The 19229-nt window shown below is 60.0% G+C and carries 18 protein-coding genes and 1 pseudogene; 16 read left to right on the top strand and 3 right to left on the bottom strand.

Annotated features, from left to right (window positions below; translation table 11 throughout):
- Nucleotides 1-61: 61 nt before the first annotated feature.
- A complete protein-coding gene (locus JJB09_RS19790) occupies nt 62-1489 on the bottom strand; it encodes an FAD-binding oxidoreductase (protein WP_201662336.1) in 1428 nt (475 codons plus the stop codon).
- Nucleotides 1490-1626: 137 nt separating this feature from the next.
- Between JJB09_RS19790 and JJB09_RS19785 the strand changes: the two genes are divergently transcribed.
- From JJB09_RS19785 to JJB09_RS19750, 8 genes are read left to right on the top strand one after another with little or no spacing between them, the layout of a single operon-like run.
- A complete protein-coding gene (locus JJB09_RS19785; RefSeq protein ID WP_201662333.1) occupies nt 1627-3498 on the top strand; it encodes a thiamine pyrophosphate-dependent enzyme in 1872 nt (623 codons plus the stop codon).
- A gap of 43 nt (nt 3499-3541) precedes the next feature.
- Nucleotides 3542-4882, top strand: coding sequence for an aspartate aminotransferase family protein (locus JJB09_RS19780; RefSeq protein WP_201662330.1), 1341 nt, complete (start codon nt 3542-3544; stop codon nt 4880-4882).
- Complete coding sequence (locus tag JJB09_RS19775) at nt 4882-5787, top strand: sugar phosphate isomerase/epimerase family protein (RefSeq protein WP_201662327.1); 906 nt, start codon at nt 4882-4884, stop codon at nt 5785-5787. Before JJB09_RS19780 ends, JJB09_RS19775 begins: the two co-directional genes overlap by 1 nt.
- Nucleotides 5784-6794 (top strand): Gfo/Idh/MocA family protein, encoded by a 1011-nt coding sequence (locus JJB09_RS19770; protein ID WP_201662324.1) that lies wholly within the window; start codon nt 5784-5786, stop codon nt 6792-6794. Before JJB09_RS19775 ends, JJB09_RS19770 begins: the two co-directional genes overlap by 4 nt.
- A gap of 28 nt (nt 6795-6822) precedes the next feature.
- The gene (locus JJB09_RS19765) at nt 6823-7860 is read left to right on the top strand and encodes a sugar ABC transporter substrate-binding protein (RefSeq protein ID WP_201662321.1); all 1038 of its coding nucleotides are present in this window, start codon (nt 6823-6825) and stop codon (nt 7858-7860) included.
- Between the two features lie 21 nt (nt 7861-7881).
- A complete protein-coding gene (locus JJB09_RS19760; protein WP_201662318.1) occupies nt 7882-9420 on the top strand; it encodes a sugar ABC transporter ATP-binding protein in 1539 nt (512 codons plus the stop codon).
- A 12-nt stretch (nt 9421-9432) separates the two neighbouring features.
- Nucleotides 9433-10407 (top strand): ABC transporter permease, encoded by a 975-nt coding sequence (locus JJB09_RS19755; RefSeq protein ID WP_201662315.1) that lies wholly within the window; start codon nt 9433-9435, stop codon nt 10405-10407.
- The gene (locus tag JJB09_RS19750) at nt 10404-10796 is read left to right on the top strand and encodes a nuclear transport factor 2 family protein (protein ID WP_201662312.1); all 393 of its coding nucleotides are present in this window, start codon (nt 10404-10406) and stop codon (nt 10794-10796) included. Before JJB09_RS19755 ends, JJB09_RS19750 begins: the two co-directional genes overlap by 4 nt.
- Before the next feature lie 9 nt (nt 10797-10805).
- Here the strand turns inward: JJB09_RS19750 and JJB09_RS26725 are convergent.
- Nucleotides 10806-10947 (bottom strand): annotated as a pseudogene (locus JJB09_RS26725) (DUF2442 domain-containing protein); the annotation flags it as partial.
- A 126-nt stretch (nt 10948-11073) separates the two neighbouring features.
- Nucleotides 11074-11571, bottom strand: a complete 498-nt coding sequence (locus JJB09_RS19745) for a MarR family winged helix-turn-helix transcriptional regulator (RefSeq protein ID WP_201662309.1) — start codon at nt 11569-11571, stop codon at nt 11074-11076.
- A gap of 245 nt (nt 11572-11816) precedes the next feature.
- Between JJB09_RS19745 and JJB09_RS19740 the strand changes: the two genes are divergently transcribed.
- The 8 genes from JJB09_RS19740 (at nt 11817) to JJB09_RS19705 (ending at nt 19210) form a co-directional block, all read left to right on the top strand.
- Entirely contained in the window at nt 11817-12713 is an 897-nt protein-coding gene (locus tag JJB09_RS19740) for an MBL fold metallo-hydrolase (RefSeq protein ID WP_201662306.1), read from the top strand.
- A gap of 7 nt (nt 12714-12720) precedes the next feature.
- A complete protein-coding gene (locus JJB09_RS19735; protein ID WP_201662303.1) occupies nt 12721-13317 on the top strand; it encodes a cysteine hydrolase family protein in 597 nt (198 codons plus the stop codon).
- A gap of 284 nt (nt 13318-13601) precedes the next feature.
- On the top strand, nt 13602-14774 hold the full coding sequence (locus JJB09_RS19730; protein WP_201662300.1) for an ABC transporter substrate-binding protein: 1173 nt from the start codon (nt 13602-13604) through the stop codon (nt 14772-14774).
- A 22-nt stretch (nt 14775-14796) separates the two neighbouring features.
- Nucleotides 14797-15516, top strand: coding sequence for an ABC transporter ATP-binding protein (locus JJB09_RS19725; RefSeq protein ID WP_201662297.1), 720 nt, complete (start codon nt 14797-14799; stop codon nt 15514-15516).
- On the top strand, nt 15513-16289 hold the full coding sequence (locus tag JJB09_RS19720; RefSeq protein WP_246748804.1) for an ABC transporter ATP-binding protein: 777 nt from the start codon (nt 15513-15515) through the stop codon (nt 16287-16289). The genes JJB09_RS19725 and JJB09_RS19720 overlap by 4 nt, the downstream gene beginning before the upstream one ends.
- Nucleotides 16289-17173 (top strand): branched-chain amino acid ABC transporter permease, encoded by an 885-nt coding sequence (locus tag JJB09_RS19715; RefSeq protein WP_201662294.1) that lies wholly within the window; start codon nt 16289-16291, stop codon nt 17171-17173. Before JJB09_RS19720 ends, JJB09_RS19715 begins: the two co-directional genes overlap by 1 nt.
- Nucleotides 17173-18261 (top strand): branched-chain amino acid ABC transporter permease, encoded by a 1089-nt coding sequence (locus JJB09_RS19710; RefSeq protein ID WP_201662291.1) that lies wholly within the window; start codon nt 17173-17175, stop codon nt 18259-18261. Before JJB09_RS19715 ends, JJB09_RS19710 begins: the two co-directional genes overlap by 1 nt.
- Nucleotides 18262-18283: 22 nt before the next feature.
- On the top strand, nt 18284-19210 hold the full coding sequence (locus JJB09_RS19705) for an SDR family NAD(P)-dependent oxidoreductase (RefSeq protein ID WP_201662288.1): 927 nt from the start codon (nt 18284-18286) through the stop codon (nt 19208-19210).
- Nucleotides 19211-19229 lie beyond the last annotated feature (19 nt).

Genomic DNA, 19229 nt, shown 5'->3' with positions numbered 1-19229 from the left:
GACAGTCGCACAGGACGGATGATCGGGCGTGCCCGAATCTTCAGCGCAACCCCACGTCGGTCTAGCGTGCGAGGTTTAGGACTTTTCCTGGGTTCATCATCCATGTGGGATCGATTGCATCCTTGATGGTTCGCATTAGTGCCAATTCGACAGGCGCACGATATTTCTCGAGAGAGTCGACGCGAAGCTGTCCGATTCCATGCTCAGCGCTGAATGTACCTCCCGCTTCCACGGCAGTACGCTCAATATACGACGTTACGCACCTGTCGTGTGAGTAAAATTCCGAAAGCGCGACACCCTGTGGCGGTACAACATTTACGTGAAGATTGCCATCACCAAGATGTCCGAAAATGTTGAGTCTGCAACCCGGCGCTACGCCGTGTAAACCCTCCGAGATTTTGGTAATAACGTCTGGTATGCACGAAATAGGGACTGCGATGTCATGCTTTATTGCTCCACCGATCGCCCTTTCCGCTTCGGAAATCCCCTCTCTCAACTTCCACAAGGCCAGGCGCTGGACTTCGCTCTGTGCAACCACCATGTCCTTGATGGTTTCGTTTTCCAGCAGTTCCGCCAGCATCGGCTCAAGCCGCCCGAGCAGGTCGGCCGAACTGTCGAGTGACGCCACTTCCAGCAGAACATAGGCCGGGTAGCTTTCGCGGAATGGCGCAACGCTATCGGGAAGGTGGTCGAGTACCATTTCCAGACCACCAGAGGTAAAGTACTCGCAGGATGTCAGATCCGCGCCGCAAAGGTTCTGGACCTTTACGAAAGTCTCCAGTGCCTGTCCGGCCGAATCGATGGCGGCCAGCATCGTCAAGGTACATTTGGGGCGCGGCAGCAACCGCACAGTTGCCGCGGTAATGATCCCGAACATACCCTCCGAACCTATGAACAGTTGCTTCAGGTCGAGCCCGGTATTGTCCTTGCGCAGACTGCGCAACCCATCCCAGATCTGACCATCCGGCAACACCACTTCAAGTCCAAGCACCTGATGGCGCATCGAGCCGTAGGACAGAACCTGTATACCACCCGCATTGGTCGCGATGGTGCCGCCAATGTGGCAGGATCCTTCGGAGGCAAGGCTGAGCGGAAACAGCCGATCGATTGCCGCCGCTGCTTCCTGGGCGGACTGGAGAATCACTCCGCCCTCGATCACCATGGTGTTGTTGACCGAATCGATGCCGCGAATCTTGCTCATTCTGCGCATGCTGATGATGACTTGCGCGAAAGCCTTGATCGGCACAGCGCCAGCCACCAATCCGGTACGACCGCCCTGCGGCACGATGGCCATGCCGAACCGTGCGCACAGCTTCACCATTTCGGCCACTTCCACCGTGGAAGATGGCAGCAATACAGCCACTGCGGGCTCGTCGATCAGTCCGCGCCAGTCAGCCTCATAGGATCGGCGATCCTGCTCATCCAGGGTGTATGCCGCTGGGGCAAACGACTGGACAAGGGCATCAACAAACTCTCTTGATCGATCCATCGAAAACGCTTCCATTTGAAATTCATGCATATTCGTTGCGCAAGTTGTATGATGAATTATATATGATGAGCTTGACAAAATGAGAAGACAATAATTAGGATCAACCATCAAATTTTATAGCGGGGGTTCGAAGAGACATGAGCAAGGGGATCAAACTGACGGCGGGCCAGGCAGTCGCCCGTTTTCTGGCAGCGCAGTGGACAGAGCGCGACGGCGTTCAACGTCCGCTGATCGGCGGCGCCTGCGGTATCTTCGGGCATGGAAACCTCTCCGGCCTGGGCCAGGGGTTCGCCGAATGCGGCGGTGACATTCCCTTTTACCAGCCGTTTCACGAGCAGAGCATGCTACACACGGCGATCGCCTATGCCCGCGTACAGCGGCGGCTTTCGACCTATGCCTGCACGGCGTCCATCGGTCCCGGAACAGCGAACATGTATACGGGCGCTGCAAGCGCCACGGTCCAGCGCGTTCCAGTCCTCGTGCTGGCGTCAGACCACTATGCGAACCGTCGACAGGGCATCGTGCTTCAGCAGCTCGAAAGTCCGCAATATGACCTTTCGGTTTCCGACGGTCTGCGCGCTGTCAGCGTGTTCTTCGACAAGATCACCCGTCCGGAGCAACTGATTCCGTCTCTCATGGAGGCGGCTCGCGTGCTGACCTCGCCATCCGAAGCCGGAGCGGTCACGCTGTCGATCTGCCAGGACGTGCAGGGCGAAGCTGCCTACTTCCCGGAAGAGTTCTTTGAAAAGCGTGTCTGGCACGTCGAACGGCGTGCGGCCGAAGCCGCACAGGTCGGCCGCGTTGCCGAGCTTCTCAAGGCCGCCCGCAAGCCGCTGATCATCAGTGGCGGCGGCGTCTACTATTCTGAAGCGGAGCGGGAAATGCTGGCTTTTGCCGAGCGTTTCGGCATTCCGGTCGTTGAGACGGTTGCCGGACGCAGCACCATGCCGGGCGAATCCGAATACGCCCTCGGCGCGGTCGGCATCGCCGGAAATCTGGCTGCCAACGAATTGGCCACCAAGGCAGATCTGGTGCTCGCTGTCGGCACGCGCCTGACCGATGTGGTCACCTGCTCGCAGACCCTGTTCCAGAACCCTGACGTCAAGTTCGCCAGCATCAACATCACTGGCCGCGACACGACCAAGCTGGGTGCCGAGCCCATCGTCGCCGATGCCCGCGCCGGCCTCGAGGCACTTTCCCAGGCTGCCGCCGCAGCTGGCGTGGAGCGGCAGTCCAATTGGCGTTCCGAGATGCGAAACGCCGCAGAAAGCTGGACCTCGCTTGCCGCCCCGACCCTGGTGGCAACGCCCAAGGAAATGATGACGCAGTCCCAGGCACTGGCGATCGTCAATCGCGCCGCACGTCCGGATTCCTATGTGATCGGAGCAGCCGGCAGCCTGCCCGGCGACGTCGCCAAGCTATGGGACACGCGCGAAAACAAGCGCATTCACCTGGAGTTCGGCTTCTCCTGCATGACCTATGAGATCCCGGCCGGTATCGGCCTGGTGCAGGGTGGCGAAAAGAACGTCTATGTCGTCATCGGCGACGGCACCTACCTGATGAACCCGAGCGATCTGCTGGTGGCGGCACGCGAGCGCCTGAAGTTGACCGTCTGCGTCTTCGTCAACCACGGCTACCAGATCATCCGCGACCTGCAGGAGCTGACGACCGGGTCAAGCTTCTCCACCGAATTCCGTGGTCGCGACAATGCCGGGCAGCTGAACGGCGCGTACATGGATATCGATATCGCCAAAAACGCTGCCAGCCTTGGCGCCCGCGTCCACAGCGCGGCAACGCCGGAGGAACTGGAAGCCGCCCTCACAGCTGCCGATGCCGATCCGGGCCTGAACGTCGTGGTCATCGAAGTCGACCCACGCAAGATGTCTGTGGGCACCAAGCACAGCTTCTGGGACATCGCCCCGCCGGAAGTGGCTGCGGACACCGCCGCGCAAGAGCTGAGAAGCAAATACGAGACCCGCCGCGACGCACTGCAACGGCATTATCTCTGATCTTCCGTTCCCGACCAAATCTGAATTTTGAATGAGAACAGTCATGTCCGACGCAATAGACAATCCGATCACCAAATCGCCGACCATTTCCTCCGTCATCAAACCGATGGGCCATTATGACCTGCGCATCGTTCGCGGCGAAGGCGTGCGCTTCTGGGACGAGGAAGGCACCGAGTATCTCGACGCGGTTTCCGGCGAGTGGGTGGTCAATTTGGGCTACCGCCACCCGAAGGTCATCGAAGCGATCAAGTCGCAGCTCGACCAGATCGAATATGTCACCCCCGTATTCGAAAACGAGCAGCGCACGAAACTGGCCGAGAAGGTGCTTTCGCATGCCCCCAAGAACATGCGCAGCGTGCTGTTTGCGCTGAGCGGCGCCGACGCCGTCGAAGGCGCCATGCATCTTGCGATGCGCGCGACGGGCGGCACCGAGTTCGTGTCGCTCTACAGCGCCTTTCACGGCACCACCTTCAGCACTCTGGCGCTGAGCTATTCCTACCCCAAGATGCTGGAAGGCTCGAAGGAAGGGCTGGACCGCTACCTGACGCGCCAGACCCGCGTTCCGAACTACAATTGCTACCGTTGTCCGTTCGACCTGAAGCCCGGCTCCTGTGACATGCTGTGCGCGCGCTTCATGGAAACCGCGATCAAGCATCAGCCGGATGCCAAGGTGGCCGGCGTCATCATCGAACTGTTCCAGTCCAACGGCGGCATGATCCCGATGCCGGACGGCTATATCGAAGCCGTCCGCGACATCTGCACCCGCAATGGCGTGGCGCTGATCGCCGATGAAGTGCAGACCGCATTCTGCCGCTGTGGCGATGTCTTTGCTTCGAACGTCCTCGGAGTCGAGCCGGACCTGATCATCATGGGCAAGGCATTTGGCGCCGGCATGCCGCTGTCGGGTGTAGTGGCCGCTGAAGGCTTCACTTCGCTGCGCGGCTGGGAAGCCGGTTTCACCCTGATGGCCACGCCGGCAGTTTGCGCCGGTAGCCATGCAATGCTCGAAGTCATGGAAGAAGAAGACCTCGGCCGTAACTCCCGCGAGATCGGTGCGCACATCATGGGCCGTCTCAACGAGATGAAGGATCGCTATTCGATCATCGGCGACGTGCGCGGTCTCGGCCTGATGATCGGTGTGGAACTCGTTCTCGACCGCGATTCCAAGGAGCCGGCTGACGAGTTGACCGGCTTTGTCTGGAAGCATGCGCTGGAAGTCGAACGCCTGCTGATCGGCAAGAGCGGTCCGGTGTTCGGCGATTTCGGCAACGTCCTCAAGCTCAAGCCTGCTGTTAACACCACCCGCGCCGAGGCCGACGAAATGCTCGACCGGTTCGAGCGTTCCATCGCCGCCGCCCAGTCCCGCCTGGAGACAAAGCACTGATGAGCACCCAAGGGAACGATTTCAAACGCTGGGGTTTCCTCGCCTGCCTCGATTACGAGAGCTGGCGGGCTGAAAAGGTGGCCGAAACGCTGGCCGCGCAGGGTTATGGCGCGGTCGAATGGACGCTTGCCCATTTCGACCCGCGTCGAATGAACGAGGCCGAACTCGCCGGCGTCATCTCGATGAGCCGGAACAAGGGGCTCGAGGTTTCCGAGATCGCCGTGCAGCAGGATCTGGTGTGCCTCGATGCGGACGAACTCAAAGCCCGCGTCGAACTGACCGTGCGCACCGCTGCGGCGGCTGCCGCATCGGGGGTCAACCTCGTCAACGTCCTGACAGGCCCTAACCGCTGGGAAGCGGGCCATGTCGATGTCGGCTCCGCTCTCACCGAAGGCCGTGCCTGGATTATCATGCTCGATGCCTATGAGCGACTGCTCGACGGCCTTGCGGCGGTTGGATCGCAGGCGGCGCTCGAACCCTGCTGGGGAACGCTGGCTCATGATTTCCACAGCACCGGCGTCTTGCTGCGCCGGTTCGCAAACCATCCGGCCTTCGCGATCAATTTCGATCCCAGCCATTTTGCGCTGGCGCGAGATGACATGGGCTGGATCATCGGCGAACTGGCGCCCTATATCCGCCATGTCCATATCAAGGACGTCGCCGGAATGCCCGGACGTGAGGGACGGGAATTCATCTTCCCCCTCATCGGAGAGGGGCTGGTCAACTGGGGTTCGATGTTTGCGGCGCTCGACAAGGCCGGATACCGCGGCTTCATGTCGGTCGAGTTCGAAGCCTACCAATACTACCGAACAATTTTGAAAGGCGACCCGATCAGGGCGTCGGAACTGAGCATGCAGCAACTGCGTGCCATCGAAGAATTCATGCCGGAAGGTTTGCGTAAATGACGAAAGAATTGAAGGTTGGCGTGATCGGTCTCGGCGAAGTCGGCCGCCACCAGGTCAACGGCGTGCTGGCAGCCAGCGGCGCAAAACTGTTTGCGGTCGCGGATTTCAATCCCGAACTGGTCAGCAAGACCTCCGAAGCCACCGGCGCACGCGGTTATGCCACTGCTGAGGCACTGATTGCCGATGCGGACGTCGAGGCCGTCGTCATCTGCGTGCCGCACAAATTCCATGCCGGGCTTTGCCTGAAGGCGCTGGAAGCCGGCAAGCACGTGTTCGTGGAAAAGCCGGTTACGGTCACGACTGTCGAATGCGATGCGCTCATCGCTCTTGCCGACAAGACCGGCAAGATCTTCGGCGCGAGCCACAACCAGCTGTTCTACCCACCGCACCGCTGGCTGCGCGAGGAAATCGCCGCTGGACGCATTGCCCGTCCGACGCTCCTCAGGCTTCGGCTGGCCATCGGCGGCAAGCTAGGCGGCTGGCGTGCCGACCCTGACCTGACCGGCGGCGGCCTGTTGTTCGATGCCGGCTTCCACCGCTTTTATGTGGCGCGCTCGATCATGGGCGAGGTCAAGGCCGTGACCGCCATGCTGGACACAGCCGATCCGCGCGGTGTCGGCGAAGATGTCGGCATCGTGACACTCGAATTCCGCGACGGCGGCCGGGCGGTCATCGAAGCTGGCTATCATGCACCGAAGGGCGCCTTCGACGACCAGATCGAAGCGGTAACCCGCGATGCGCTCATCCGCATTCCGGGTCTGGAAGCCCATTTCGAGAAATTCACCGACGAGCCGCATCTCCTCAAGTGGTCTGACGGCAGCTGGCAGAGCGTCGAGGTCGCAAAGGCAGAATGGCCTGACACAGTCGGTTTCGCCGTTGCCAACTTCATCGACGCCGTCAACGGCAAGGCACCACTTGCGGTCGATGGTCGCGAGGCGCGCAGGATCGTCGAGATCGTCGAGGCAGTTTACCAATCGGCGACAGAGGGCCGCCGGATCGAGCTTTAACTTCGAAACAACTGAAAAGGGGAACACAATGAAAAAATTGAAGTTTGCTGCCGCCCTGGTGCTTGGCACCCTGGCTGCGTTCACCGCAGAAGCCGCCGATCGCCCGAAGATCGGCATGCCGATGACCACGCTCAACGATGCGTTCTGGGTCGATTACGTCAATTTCGCCAAGAGCGCCGCAGAGGCATATGGCTACGAACTCGTTGTCACCGACGCCCAATCGCGTGAAGACAAGCAGCTTTCCGACATCGAAACGCTGATCAATGCGGGCGTCAAGGGTGTCATCCTGACCCCGCTCAGCGAACCGCTCGGCATCCAGGCGATCGACCTGCTCGACAAGGCTGGCGTGCCCGTCGTGGTCACGGACACCTATCCGGGCGTCGAAGTCGGCTCCAAGCCAAACTATCTCGCGTTCATCAAGCTTGATGACGAGACCGCTGGCTACAATGTCGCCAAACACCTGATCGAGAAGGATGGTGTCAAGAACCTCGTTTCCATCGGCGGCGTCCCCGGCATCTCCACCTCCGAAGCGCGCAACGACGGCATGAAGAAGGCCGTTGCCGAGCACAGCGACGTCAAGCTGCTCGACGTTCAGTACACCGACTGGACGCTGGCAAAAGGCCAGACGGTCATGGAGGACTTTCTCACCCGCTTCGACAATATCGACGGCGTCTGGGGTGCGGGTTCGGATCCGCTGCTCGGTGCAGTGGTCTCAATCGAGAATGCCGGCCGCGCCGGCCAGATGAAGCTCGCCGGCATCGACATTACCGAAGCCGCGATCGGCGCCCTGGACGAAGGCAAGCTTTCGATGCTGGCCGGCGGCCATTGGGTGATGGGCGGATACGGTGTGACGATCATTCACGACCACCTGAATGGTCATCCGACCGACAAGCCGGTCTACGAGATGAGCCTTTACTACCTCACCAAGGACGGCATTCCGGGCTATCGCTCCAAGATCATCGATCCGCTGGCCGCCGGCAAGTCTCTCGTCGACTGGGCTGCCATCAGCAAGACCACGAACGCGTCCGTCAATCATGCGGATGTGTTCAAAGTCATTACTCCCTAATCGATACGGAATTGCCCAGACATGTTAGCTGACACAGCGACGCTGACCAGGGCCGACGACCGTTCAGGCAAACCACGGCAGCCAGTCCTACTGGCTGCCGAAGGATTGCAGAAGAGTTACGGTCCGGTTCAAGCGGTCAAGGAACTCAACCTCTATCTCCATGCCGGTGAGGCACTTGCGCTTTGCGGAGAAAATGGCGCGGGCAAATCGACCATCTTCAAGATCCTGGCTGGCGAGGTTATCCCCGATGCCGGCCGGATGACCGTAGGCGGAACCGAATACCGGCCGGTTACGGCAAGCCAGGCCGTCGCCAGCGGCGTGTCTATGGTACATCAGGAATTCAACATCCTGCCGAACATCTCGGTGGCGGAAAACATGTTTCTCGGGCGGATGGAAGAATTCAGCCGCTTCGGCAAGGTCGACTGGCACAAGCTCTATGCGGCCGCGACTGCACTTCTCAAGCGCCTCGGCATCAATGCCGATCCGCGTGCCGAGATGCGTCGCCTTTCGCCTTCGACCCAGAAAATGATCGAGCTGGCACGCGCACTGTCAACCAACCCAAAAGTGCTGCTGCTTGACGAGATCACCGCTTCGCTCGACCACGACGATGCCGAAACGCTGCATCGACTGATGGACGAACTGCGCGCACAGGGCGTCGGCATCATCTATGTGTCGCACCGGCTGCAGGAAATCTTCCGCAGCTGCACGACGATCGAAATCATGAAGGACGGGGCATGGGTCGCTACCCGGCCAGCCTCCGAACTTGACGAAGACCAGCTCTCGGCGCTGATGGTCGGCCGCGACCTCGCCGACTGGAAGCGCCCTGCGCGCCACGTTTCGTCATCGCAAATGCTTGAGGTCAAGGGGCTTTCCGGTCCCGGCTTCAGCGATGTCTCGCTGTCCGTCCGCAAGGGCCAGATCGTCACGTTGGCGGGTCTTGCGGGCTCGGGTGCCGACGAGATTTTGGAAGCGCTGTTTGGTGCGCGCGCCGTGACATCAGGTGAAATCCTGCTTGAAGGCAAGGCTTTCTCCGGCACATCCATTGCCGAAGCTATTGCCGCCGGTATCGCCATGGTGCCGAAGGAACGCGCTGTCGAAGGCCTTATCGACACGCAGCCCATCCGTTTCAACATCGGCCTTGCGGGCCTGCCGAAGAACGCCCGCGGGCCGCTCGTCGATGGCGGACGTGAGGCTGCTCAGGCCAATCTCGGCATGGACATGTTCCGCATCAAGGCGCGCAGTTCAGCCGATCTCGTCCGTTCGCTGAGCGGCGGCAACAAGCAGAAGGTGCTGCTTGCCAAGTGGTTCCTGACCGACCCGCGGCTGATGCTCCTGAACAACCCGACCCGTGGCGTCGACATTGGCGTCAAGTTCGAGATCTACGACCTGATGCTCAAGCTGAGCGCCGAAAAGAACCTCGCCATTCTGCTGGCATCGGAAGACATGGCCGAAGTCATTCGCTTGAGCGACACCGTCATTACCATTCGCCACGGCCGTGCATCGGGTGTGTTCGAGGGCGATGCCATCACAGAGACCAATCTAATTAATGCAATGCTTTGAGGGGGCGGCATCATGAGCCAAAACACCACAACATCCGGAGCCGCACCCACGGCATTGTCTATCGAGAGCCTGCGAACCTATTTTCCATTGCTTGTGCTTGTTATCGTCTGCATCGGCTTTGCGATCTTCTCCGACCAGTTCTTCTCGGCACGTAATCTGGAGACGGTTCTGCGGCAGACCGCCGTGCTGTCGATCGCGGCGATGGGCGCCACCTTCGTCATCCTCATGGCCTCCATCGATCTGTCGGTCGGCGCCGTTGTCGGGTTGTCGGCAGTGGTTGTTGCCTATTTCATGCAGGGCCTCGGCATTGTCGCCGTGCCAGCCGGCCTCGCGCTCGGTATCGCACTCGGCGCGGCAGTCGGCGCCATTCATGCGAACCTCAAGGTGCCATCCTTCATCGCCACCCTCGGCCTGATGGTCGCCGGCCACGGCCTGATGCTGCATATCACCCAGGGACGGCCGATCATGATCCGCGATGAAGCCATGCGGTGGATCGGCTCCGGCTCGATCGCCGGCGTTCCGGCAATCGTTCTCATCGCGCTTGCGGCCTTCGCCATCGCCTATTTCGTTCAGCACCACACCGTTCTCGGCCGCAGCATCGTCGCGGTTGGCGGCGGCGAGGTGGTTGCCCAGCGCTCGGGTATCAAGGTCAATCGCATCAAGATCGTCACCTTTGCGCTTGCCGGTCTCTATTCCGGACTTGCCGGTATCGTGCTGGCGTCACGCATGGGCGCCGGCAGCCCGACCGCCGGATCGGGTCTGGAACTCGACGTCATCGCGGCCGTCGTCATCGGTGGAACGCCGCTGACCGGCGGCATGGGTGGTGTTGCAGGAACCATCGTCGGCGCGCTGATCATCGCGATCCTGTCGAACGGCCTCAACCTGGCGGGTGTGTCCTCCTACTCGCAGCTGATCATCAAGGGGATGGTTCTCATCGCTGCGGTCATCATCTCGATCGACCGCAAAAAGATCGGCATCATCAAGTGAGTATCGCTCAAAGCGAATTCATCCGCGCCGAGGAAGCGCTCAAGGCCACCGAGGACTATGTCCTCGGTGTTGCCGTGCAGGATCAGGACAAGCTGACGAAGCTGTTTGCTGAAACAGCGCACATCGTCGGGATCGACGAGGGCGTTTCAATCTGTGTCCCGCGTGACCGCTGGATCAATGCCATCTGTACGCCGGAACGGGCGGGAACAGGGTCTCCAAACTATGAGGTCGTATCGCTGAACCTGGCAGGCAACGTCGCCGTCGTCATCGTCAGGACATCCTACGGTCGGTTCGATTACACCGACGTGCTGACCTTGCTGAAACATGAGGACGAGACGCGCATTACCCAGAAATGCTTCCACCAGCGAGAGCGCACAAACTCTGGGTAGAGAGGCGGTTCGGTTTGCCTGAATCTTCGCATCAGACCTGGATTGACCACCCCCGGCGCTGCTCATCCATGAATTTCGCGGTGCCGAATATGCCATTCATCAGACCAGCGATGGTGAAATCCACGTCCAGGCTTTCCCAATGCAAACAGGTTAATGCCATGGCCGAATGGAAGGCCGTGGCTGGTTCACTCGCCTAGGCTCTGCCACAATCGCATTCCTCCGACCAGTGTCACACAACGTGACAAGCCCTTGTCAATGAACAGGATCGAAATGCTGCTTACTCGATAAGGGCGTCGATTTCGCCTTGGTTCTCCAAGTTCATGCCAGTTTTCAGCAGGTTCTGTCTGGCTGCCTCGAGCACCCGCATGCAGATGTCTATGTCGGCCTTTGGAATTCCCTCGAGTGCCACGTCATTCGCCGCCATTGCCGCGCGCAGGGCTGCTTCTTCCAGCTGCCTGCCTTTTTCTGTCAGTGAAATGACGTATTTGCGTTTGTCATTGGGTGGCCGGCGGCGGCTGACCAGGCCCGTCGCCAGCAGGCTGCGGACTGCGAGCACCATCGCTGGGCCGGCAATGCCGGATTTCTGCGCAAGCTCGATCTGCGTCAGTCCGTCTTCGTTCCAGAGCGTGCGCAGGGCGTACCATTGGCCAAGTGCCAGTCCAAGTGGTGCCGTGCGGACGCCGAGATCTCGCTGAATCAAACGGTTCACATGCCGAAGGCTGTTGCCGAAGCTTCGCGACATGGGCAGAATTGAAGGCTTCTCTTGATCTGTCATTGCATCGCTTTTCTGCGCAGTATTTCAAACGGACGTTGTGGTGCGTATCTGCAAATGCTCGTCTAATCAAGCAGTCCCAAGCCCGCCGGAGCCCGTTGCCAGCCCCATCTATGGGAATTGTGAACCTTCATTTTAATGCTTGAACCTATAAAGTAAATCGTTCTATTAATAAATTAACGAATGAATATGGGCCTGCAGCCTGGGAGCTCAGTGCTGTCGTCCGGACAAGAGGGAAGCACCTGCATATGACTGAGCGTGATCTGGGGCCTTCACCGAGGGTTGATGCTGCTACTATCCGCACAATAGCCCGGGGAGTCTGGGTAATTCCGGACCATCGCGTGCCGTTGGTGCCGAATATTGGTATCGTCGAGGGTACGGACGCCGTTCTCGTCATCGATACCGGCATGGGAAATGCCAATGGCCGCACAGTCCTGGAGGCTGCTCGCAAGATTGCTGGAGATCGACCGATCTGGTTGACGATCACCCATTTCCATCCCGAGCACGGTTACGGTGCAGACGCCTTCAAGGGCAATGCGCGCATCCTCTACAATCGTTCGCAGGTCGACGATCTTGCTGCAAAGGGCGAAGCTTACCTTGGCATGTTCCGCGGCATGGGGGCAGCGGTTGCTGCTGCACTCGAGAATACGCAACTTGTTGCAGCCGACGACGTGTATGAAGGTCCACGTCACGAGCTCGACCTTGGCGGCCGCAAGGTTGTACTCAGGACGTGGGGCAGGGCGCACACCAATGGCGACCAGATTGTGTATCTGCCCGATGAGGGCGTGCTGTTCACCGGGGATCTGGCGGAGGAAAAGACATTCCCGATCTTCCCTTGGTTCCCGCCCGAGGATGCCGATATCGATGCAACGAACTGGGTCAAGGTACTCAATGGCTGCCTGGCGCTCGCGCCGAAGATCGTCGTGCCCGGACATGGCGATCTGGGCGGAGCGGAGATCCTCCGCGATGTCCGCGACTATATTCTGGACATCGATAGCCGGGTTGGGCAGGCGCAGCAGCAACAGCTTGCTGTCGACGATATGATTCGAGCCATTGCTCCAGCCGTTCGAGCCGCTCATCCGGACTGGCACTTCCCTGAATGGATCGATTTCGCCATCCGCTATTTTGCCGACCAGCAGCAATAGGCAAGCCATGAAGACGGTTTTCGTTGCGCTCCACTACCAGAATGAAGTCCTGCATGCCGGCGGCAGGATCAAGGTCGGAATGGCCGAAGATGCGCAAAACCGCGATGCGGTAAAGGCGCGCGCCGGAAGGCTTCTCGCCTTTGCGCGCGCCAGCGGCATCCCCGTCGTCTCGGTGCGGATTGCCTTTCGCCCCGATCACGCCGATGTCATCCAGAATTGCACGATCTTTCGCAATGTCGTCGCCGGCAAGGCGATGGTGGATGGCAGTTGGGGGGCCGAGTTCCATGAGGGGCTCGGACCGATCGAGGGAGAGCATGTCGTGAAGCATACGCGCGTGAATGCGTTCTATGGTTCCGAGCTTGAGGACGTGCTTCGCGTGCTCAAGGCAGAGCGCCTTATCATTGCCGGCATTGCCACGAATTCCGTCGTGATCACCACCGTCGCCTGCGCCGCCGACGTGGGTTATGAAGTAATCGTCGCCGCCGACGCCTGTTCGTCGGCGAATTCCGAACTGCATCAAGCATCGCTCGAAATCATGCGGCTCGTCGCCGATGTCGCTGATGTCGAGTCCATCGTCGCCCAGCTGAGCCGGCCTGCGTCCTGAGCGCAGCCTGCATGCCTTCAAAGCCCTCGAGTGGGCACCGCCAGGCTGCCCGAAAGGTGGTCCGATGGATCACGCTAGTGCACTGATTATCCAGACGTTTTAAACCTAAACAAAAATCGCTCGCGGCATATTGCGTTGGATTCGGAGTTGAGCTACGCTCTAAATCGTTCGTGAAGTAATGAATTAAAAAGGGAAAACGAACGACACTCTTTTTGGACCAGAACGACGTCGAACCAACGTTGCTTCGGGATCATCGCGACCTTTAAAACTGGGGAACCAAAGATATGAAATCCATAGCCCGCGTAGCGGCAGCGCTAGCTGCAAGCATTTCTCTCGGTGCCGTTCAGGCCCAGTCAGCTGAGCCGGTCAAGATCGGAATCGTCATGTCCTATAGCGGCTGGTTCCAGCCGATCGACGCCAGCACAATCAATGGCGCCATGCTCGCGATCAAGGAAATCAACGCCAAAGGCGGTGTCCTCGGAAGCCAGATCGAAGTCGCCAAATTCGACAACAAGTCCGAGCCGCCGCTCGGTGCGGACGGGGCACTTGACGTGATCGGCAAGGGCGCCAAGGCGATATTGTTTCCGAGCGATTTCGATTTCGGCGCACCGGGTGCCTTCGTCGCCCAACAGAACAACGTGATTTCGTTCTCCGGCGCATCTGACCCGAAATTCGGTGCCACGGGCATCGGTCCCTATGCGTACTCGATATCGACGGCTTCACAGGCACAGGGCGCGATGCTCGCCGAGTGGGCCTATGAAACCAAGGGCTGGAAGACGGCCTATATCCTGCTCGACAACACCATCGCCTACACCAAATCGCTTTGCGGCAGCTTCGGCAAGCGCTGGAAGGAACTGGGCGGTGACGCATCGCTGGTCGGTGACGACACTTTTCTCAATAGCGATCCGAGCATCGCAGCACAGGTCAGCCGTATCAACGGCCTGGCAACCAAGCCTGATGTCATCATGCTGTGCTCCTATGCTCCCGGCGGCCCGAGCGCGATCCGCCAGTTGCGGGCGGCCGGCCTGGACCAGCCTGTCATGACCGGCGAATCCATGGATGGCGATTACTGGGCAGGCACGGTTCCCGGCCTCAGCAATTTCTACGCGCTCAATTTCGGCTCCTTCTATAGTGACGACACCGACGCGGAGATGGCCGATTTCTTCAAGCGCTACGAGGTGGAATACGGCCAGCGTTCGGATGCATCCTATTCGCTGCGCGGCTATTCGATGATCCAGGCCTGGGCCAAGGCTGCGGAGAAGGCAGGCTCCTTCGATGCTGACAAGGTCGGCCCGGTGCTCGACAGCTTCAAGGACGAGGCGCTTGTGGTCGGTCCGACCACGTTCACGCCGGAACTGCACATTCAGACGACGCGTCCGATGACGATCGTGCAGAGCCAGGATGGCAAGTTCAGCTTCGTGACCAAGATCAGCGCGAAGACGGTTCATCTCGACTGACAACGTTTAGGCGGGTGAGGATATGGAACTCTGTGCATCGGACATTACGGTGAGGTTTGCGGGCGTCAAGGCGATCGAGAGTGTCTCTGTCGCCCTCGGGCGCGGCGAGATCCTCGGACTGATCGGACCCAATGGAGCCGGCAAGACCACGATGGTCAATGTGCTGAGCGGCTTCCAGCGTCCGCATATCGGCAAGGTCGCGATCGATGGTGCCGGCACGCAAGGCCGCAGCGAGCCCTGGTTCGCCCGCAACGGCGTGGTGCGTACCTTCCAAGCGGTCAGGCTGTTTCGCGGCCTGACTGTCAGCGAAAATATCGAGGCGGCGCTATCAAGCTTGAGTATTTCCAGGCTTTCGGCCCGGCGGCGTGCCGCCGAGTTGCTTGACTATATGGGCATCGGCGGCAAGGCCGGCCTGGCCGGCGGTGCGCTCAATTATGGCGACGAACGCCGTGTCGGCATCGCCCGGGCGCTGGCTTTGTCACCGAAATTCCTGCTGCTGGACGAACCGGCGGCCGGCATGAACATCGGCGAGGCTGAAGACCTCAGCCGATTGATTCAGCAGATCCGCCGAGACTTTTCCTGTGGCGTTCTGCTGATCGAGCACAATATGGCACTGGTAATGAACACCTGCGAAAGGCTGCATGTCATGGCCAGCGGCAAAACCATAGCCACCGGCACGCCCGACGAAGTGGTTGCCAACCAGCACTTCAAGTCCGCCTATCTCGGGTCGGAGGCAGCATGACCGCCTTTGCCACAACTCCAATCGAAGAGATCGCATCGGCGGCACGCAGATTGCTCGCCGTCGAAGACCTCAAGGTTCGTTACGGGCAGATCAACGCCCTGAACGGAGCATCGATCGATGTCGGCCAGGGCGAAGTTGTCGCCATTGTCGGCCCAAACGGCGCGGGAAAGTCGTCGCTGCTCGGCGCCATTGCCGGTATCGTCAAGCCCGCAGGCGGCAGGATTGACTTCGATGGAGAGAATACCATTGGCCAGCCCCTGGAACGCACCGTACGTCGTGGTATTGCGCTGGTGCCTGAGGGGCGGCATGTATTTTCCGGCCTCACTGTGCTCGAGAACCTGAAGCTCGGCGCAACGATCCGCAGTTCCGCGGCCGAAATCGATGCGGACATCCAGTCCTACTTCGAAATATTTCCGATCCTGTCGGAGCGCCGTCACGAGGCGGCTGGCAGGCTGTCCGGCGGTGAGCAGCAGATGCTGGTGATTGCGCGGGCACTGCTCTCGAACCCCAAGCTGCTGATGCTCGACGAGCCCTCGCTCGGGCTCGCCCCAAAGATCACCGACCGCATCTACGAGATCATCGAAGAGATCCGAGGACGGGGAGTGACCGTGCTCGTCGTCGAACAGAATGCTGGACGTGCACTGAAGGCCGCCGACCGGACCTATGTGTTGAACGGCGGTGTCGTGCGCCTCAGCGGGCCTTCGTCGGAACTGGAAAACCATAACGATTTCGAGGCCGCCTATTTCGGTCTCTCGAAACGGAAGGACCCGTGATGGTCGATCTCATCCAGATCCTTGTCGATGCACTCAGTGTGGGCGGGCTTTATGCGCTAACCGCGCTTGGCATCGGACTTATCTTCAGCGTCATGCGGCTCGCCAATTTCGCCCATGCCGAATTCGTCACCATCGCGGCCTATCTGCTGTTTGCCTTTTCAGGCCAGCCGCTTGTCGTTGCCCTGACGATTTCGATCGTCGGAGCGGTGCTACTGGCGATCCTGACCGAGCGCATCGCTTTCCGGCCGCTGCGCAATGCCGACGCCGCCACCATGTTGATTGCCTCTTTCGCCGTCAGCATGTTCCTGCAAAAGCTTCTGGTCTTTTCCGTCGGTTCGCGCGTCAAGACGCTCGACCCCCTGCCGATGCTGAGCGGGCCGATCTCGTTCGGTGGCGTCCAGATCAGCGCGCTGAAACTGGCAACGATCGTGGTCTGCGCGGTTCTGTTGATGGGCTTGACCTTCTTTCTCAAGAAGACCCGCTTCGGCCTGCAGATGCGTGCGGCGGCGGATAACTTCACGATGTCGCGGCTGGTCGGGGTGCGTGCCAACACGGTGATCGCCATCGCTTTTGGCCTGAGCGGATTTCTCGCGGCGGTGGTGGCGCTGCTGTTTGCCGCCCAGACCGGCTTCGTGCAGCCCCGCTTTGGCCTGCAACTGGTGATTATTGCCTTCGTGGCAACCGTCATCGGTGGGCTCGGAAATCTTCCTGGCGCTGCGGCGGGCGGCTTTCTCGTGGGCATCATCTCGACTTTGCTGCAGGCTTTCCTGCCGCCCGATCTCAGGCCCTTTCGAGAGGCCTTCCTGTTTACGGCCGTTATCCTCGTTCTGCTTGCGCGGCCGCAGGGCTTGTTCCCTGCCCGGGGATTGAAGGAGCGCGTCTGATGACCATAGTAACCTCCTCGATCGCCGAGGCTGCTCCAACCGGTTCGGGAAGCCACACCATGCTGCGCGACATTATTGGCCGGTCCGCCACCCTGTTCATCCTTGCCGGTGCGGTTTTGCTCATCGTGCTCGCCGCCCATCTCGGCGATATCGTTCTGCAGCGCCGGGTCATCTTCTGCCTGGTCAATCTCGTGGCGGTGGTCGGGCTCTACATCTTCATGGGCAATTCCGGCGTGCTGAATTTCTCCAGCGTCGGCTTCATGGCCATCGGCGCCTACACATCGGCTCTGTTGACGATGATGCCGGGGATGAAAGCGACGTTTCTGCCCGACTTGCCCGCTTGGCTGGCCGCAGCGGAGATCTCGCCTCTTGCCGGCGCATTTGCTGCCGGCGGCATGGCCGCGCTGGTGGCGCTCGTGGTCGGGTGGCCGCTCATGCGCTTGTCCGGAATCGGGGCGGGCATTGCCACGCTATCGTTGCTGATCATCTGCTACATCGTGCTGGGCAATTGGAATTCCGTCACCGGTGGACAGCAATCGCTAATGGGACTGAAGGCCTATGTCGGCCTGTGGACGTCGGGACTTTGGGCCATTGCGGCCATCACAATCGCCTTCATCTACCAGGAAACGCGCTTTGCAATTGCACTTCGTGCGTCTCGCGAGGATGAGGTTGCGGCGCGCGCCAGCGGCATCCACATTGTTCGCGAACGGCTGATCGCATTCGTTCTGGGAGCCTTCGTGGCCGGTGTCGGCGGGGCTTTGTTCGGTCATTTTCTCGGCACGCTTCGCGTCGAGAATTTCTATTTCGACCCGACGTTCCTCTTCATCTCGATGCTTGTCGTCGGAGGCATGCGCAGCCTGACGGGTGCGGTGGCGGGCACTGTTCTAATTTCGCTGCTTACGGAGATCCTGCGCCTGCTGGAAGTCGGTATTCCGCTGCCGGGCACAGGCTTGACGCTGGCTGCGGCATCAGGCCTGGGCGACGTCGCACTTGCAGCAGTGATGCTGCTGATCATTCTCTTCCGACCGCAGGGTATCACCGGTGGCCGCGAAGCAATCGAGTTCTTCCGCAGGAAGAACGGGAACTGAATGTAGTATGGGAGTTCAGCAAATGATCCGTTTTGATGGTCAGGTCGCAATCGTTACCGGCGCGGGACGCGGCATGGGGCGTTCGCACGCTCTCGATCTCGCCCGTCGGGGGGGCGTGGTGGTGGTCAGCGACGTGGGCACGCAGACGGTGGCCGGCGAAGGTCGCGACAGCGCGGTCGCCCAGGTCGTCGTTGATGAGATTGTCGCTTTTGGCGGCAAGGCCATGGCGGACGCCACCGATGTTTCCGACCCGGCCGAGGCCGAAGCGCTGGCGAAGAAGGTGATGGATACCTACGGCCGGATCGATATCCTGGTCAACAATGCCGGCAACCAGCGCTTTCTGCATTTCCATGAAACCTCACGAGCAGATTATGACTCGCTGCTGGACATCCATCTCGGCGGTTCTTTCAACGTCACCCGTGCCTGCTGGCCGCATATGGTCGAAAAGGGTTATGGTCGTGTCGTGTTCACCACCAGCCAGGTGGGCTTCTACGGCCAGGTGGATGCGGTCGCCTATGGTGCGGCCAAGGCGGGCATCATGGGGCTGATGCACGGTATGAAACTTGATGCTGAAAAGAGTGGCATTCGCGTCAACTGTATCTCGCCTTTCGCGTTTACCCGCATGGTGGTCGACCTTTTCCCGAAAGAGCTCGCTGAGGAGCTGTCGCCTGCACACGTCTCGGCGGGCGTGACCTTTCTTGCCAGCCGGGAGTGCAATCTGAATGGAGAAGTGCTGATTGCCGGCGGCGGGCACTTCTGCATTGCCAAGACGATCGAGACATTGGGCATCGACATAGACAATCCGGCCGAAATCACTGCCGATGCGGTCGCCACCAACATTGGTACGATCACCGATACGTCGCGGATCGAGATGTATCCGGATGCGCTTGCCGCGGTGCAGGTGACGTTCGATCGTCTCTCCGAGCGCGCAATCCAACAGCAAGGCTGATACCCTAATAGTGAGGTGG

Origin of the sequence: Phytoamicus setariae, assembly GCF_016722925.1 — a bacterium.
Classification (GTDB): Bacteria; Pseudomonadota; Alphaproteobacteria; order Rhizobiales; family Rhizobiaceae; genus Rhizobium_E; species Rhizobium_E setariae.
This window is presented reverse-complemented; position numbering and strand designations above follow the sequence as displayed.

Coding starts and splice junctions, on each gene's coding strand:
- JJB09_RS19770 (WP_201662324.1), top strand. CDS start 5,784: ATGACGAAAGAATTGAAGGTTGGCGTGATCGGTCTCGGCGAAGTCGGC.
- JJB09_RS19785 (WP_201662333.1), top strand. CDS start 1,627: ATGAGCAAGGGGATCAAACTGACGGCGGGCCAGGCAGTCGCCCGTTTT.
- JJB09_RS19725 (WP_201662297.1), top strand. CDS start 14,797: ATGGAACTCTGTGCATCGGACATTACGGTGAGGTTTGCGGGCGTCAAG.
- JJB09_RS19755 (WP_201662315.1), top strand. CDS start 9,433: ATGAGCCAAAACACCACAACATCCGGAGCCGCACCCACGGCATTGTCT.
- JJB09_RS19705 (WP_201662288.1), top strand. CDS start 18,284: ATGATCCGTTTTGATGGTCAGGTCGCAATCGTTACCGGCGCGGGACGC.
- JJB09_RS19730 (WP_201662300.1), top strand. CDS start 13,602: ATGAAATCCATAGCCCGCGTAGCGGCAGCGCTAGCTGCAAGCATTTCT.
- JJB09_RS19735 (WP_201662303.1), top strand. CDS start 12,721: ATGAAGACGGTTTTCGTTGCGCTCCACTACCAGAATGAAGTCCTGCAT.
- JJB09_RS19745 (WP_201662309.1), bottom strand. CDS start 11,571: ATGACAGATCAAGAGAAGCCTTCAATTCTGCCCATGTCGCGAAGCTTC.
- JJB09_RS19775 (WP_201662327.1), top strand. CDS start 4,882: ATGAGCACCCAAGGGAACGATTTCAAACGCTGGGGTTTCCTCGCCTGC.
- JJB09_RS19720 (WP_246748804.1), top strand. CDS start 15,513: ATGACCGCCTTTGCCACAACTCCAATCGAAGAGATCGCATCGGCGGCA.
- JJB09_RS19740 (WP_201662306.1), top strand. CDS start 11,817: ATGACTGAGCGTGATCTGGGGCCTTCACCGAGGGTTGATGCTGCTACT.
- JJB09_RS19715 (WP_201662294.1), top strand. CDS start 16,289: ATGGTCGATCTCATCCAGATCCTTGTCGATGCACTCAGTGTGGGCGGG.
- JJB09_RS19765 (WP_201662321.1), top strand. CDS start 6,823: ATGAAAAAATTGAAGTTTGCTGCCGCCCTGGTGCTTGGCACCCTGGCT.
- JJB09_RS19790 (WP_201662336.1), bottom strand. CDS start 1,489: ATGGATCGATCAAGAGAGTTTGTTGATGCCCTTGTCCAGTCGTTTGCC.
- JJB09_RS19760 (WP_201662318.1), top strand. CDS start 7,882: ATGTTAGCTGACACAGCGACGCTGACCAGGGCCGACGACCGTTCAGGC.
- JJB09_RS19780 (WP_201662330.1), top strand. CDS start 3,542: ATGTCCGACGCAATAGACAATCCGATCACCAAATCGCCGACCATTTCC.
- JJB09_RS19710 (WP_201662291.1), top strand. CDS start 17,173: ATGACCATAGTAACCTCCTCGATCGCCGAGGCTGCTCCAACCGGTTCG.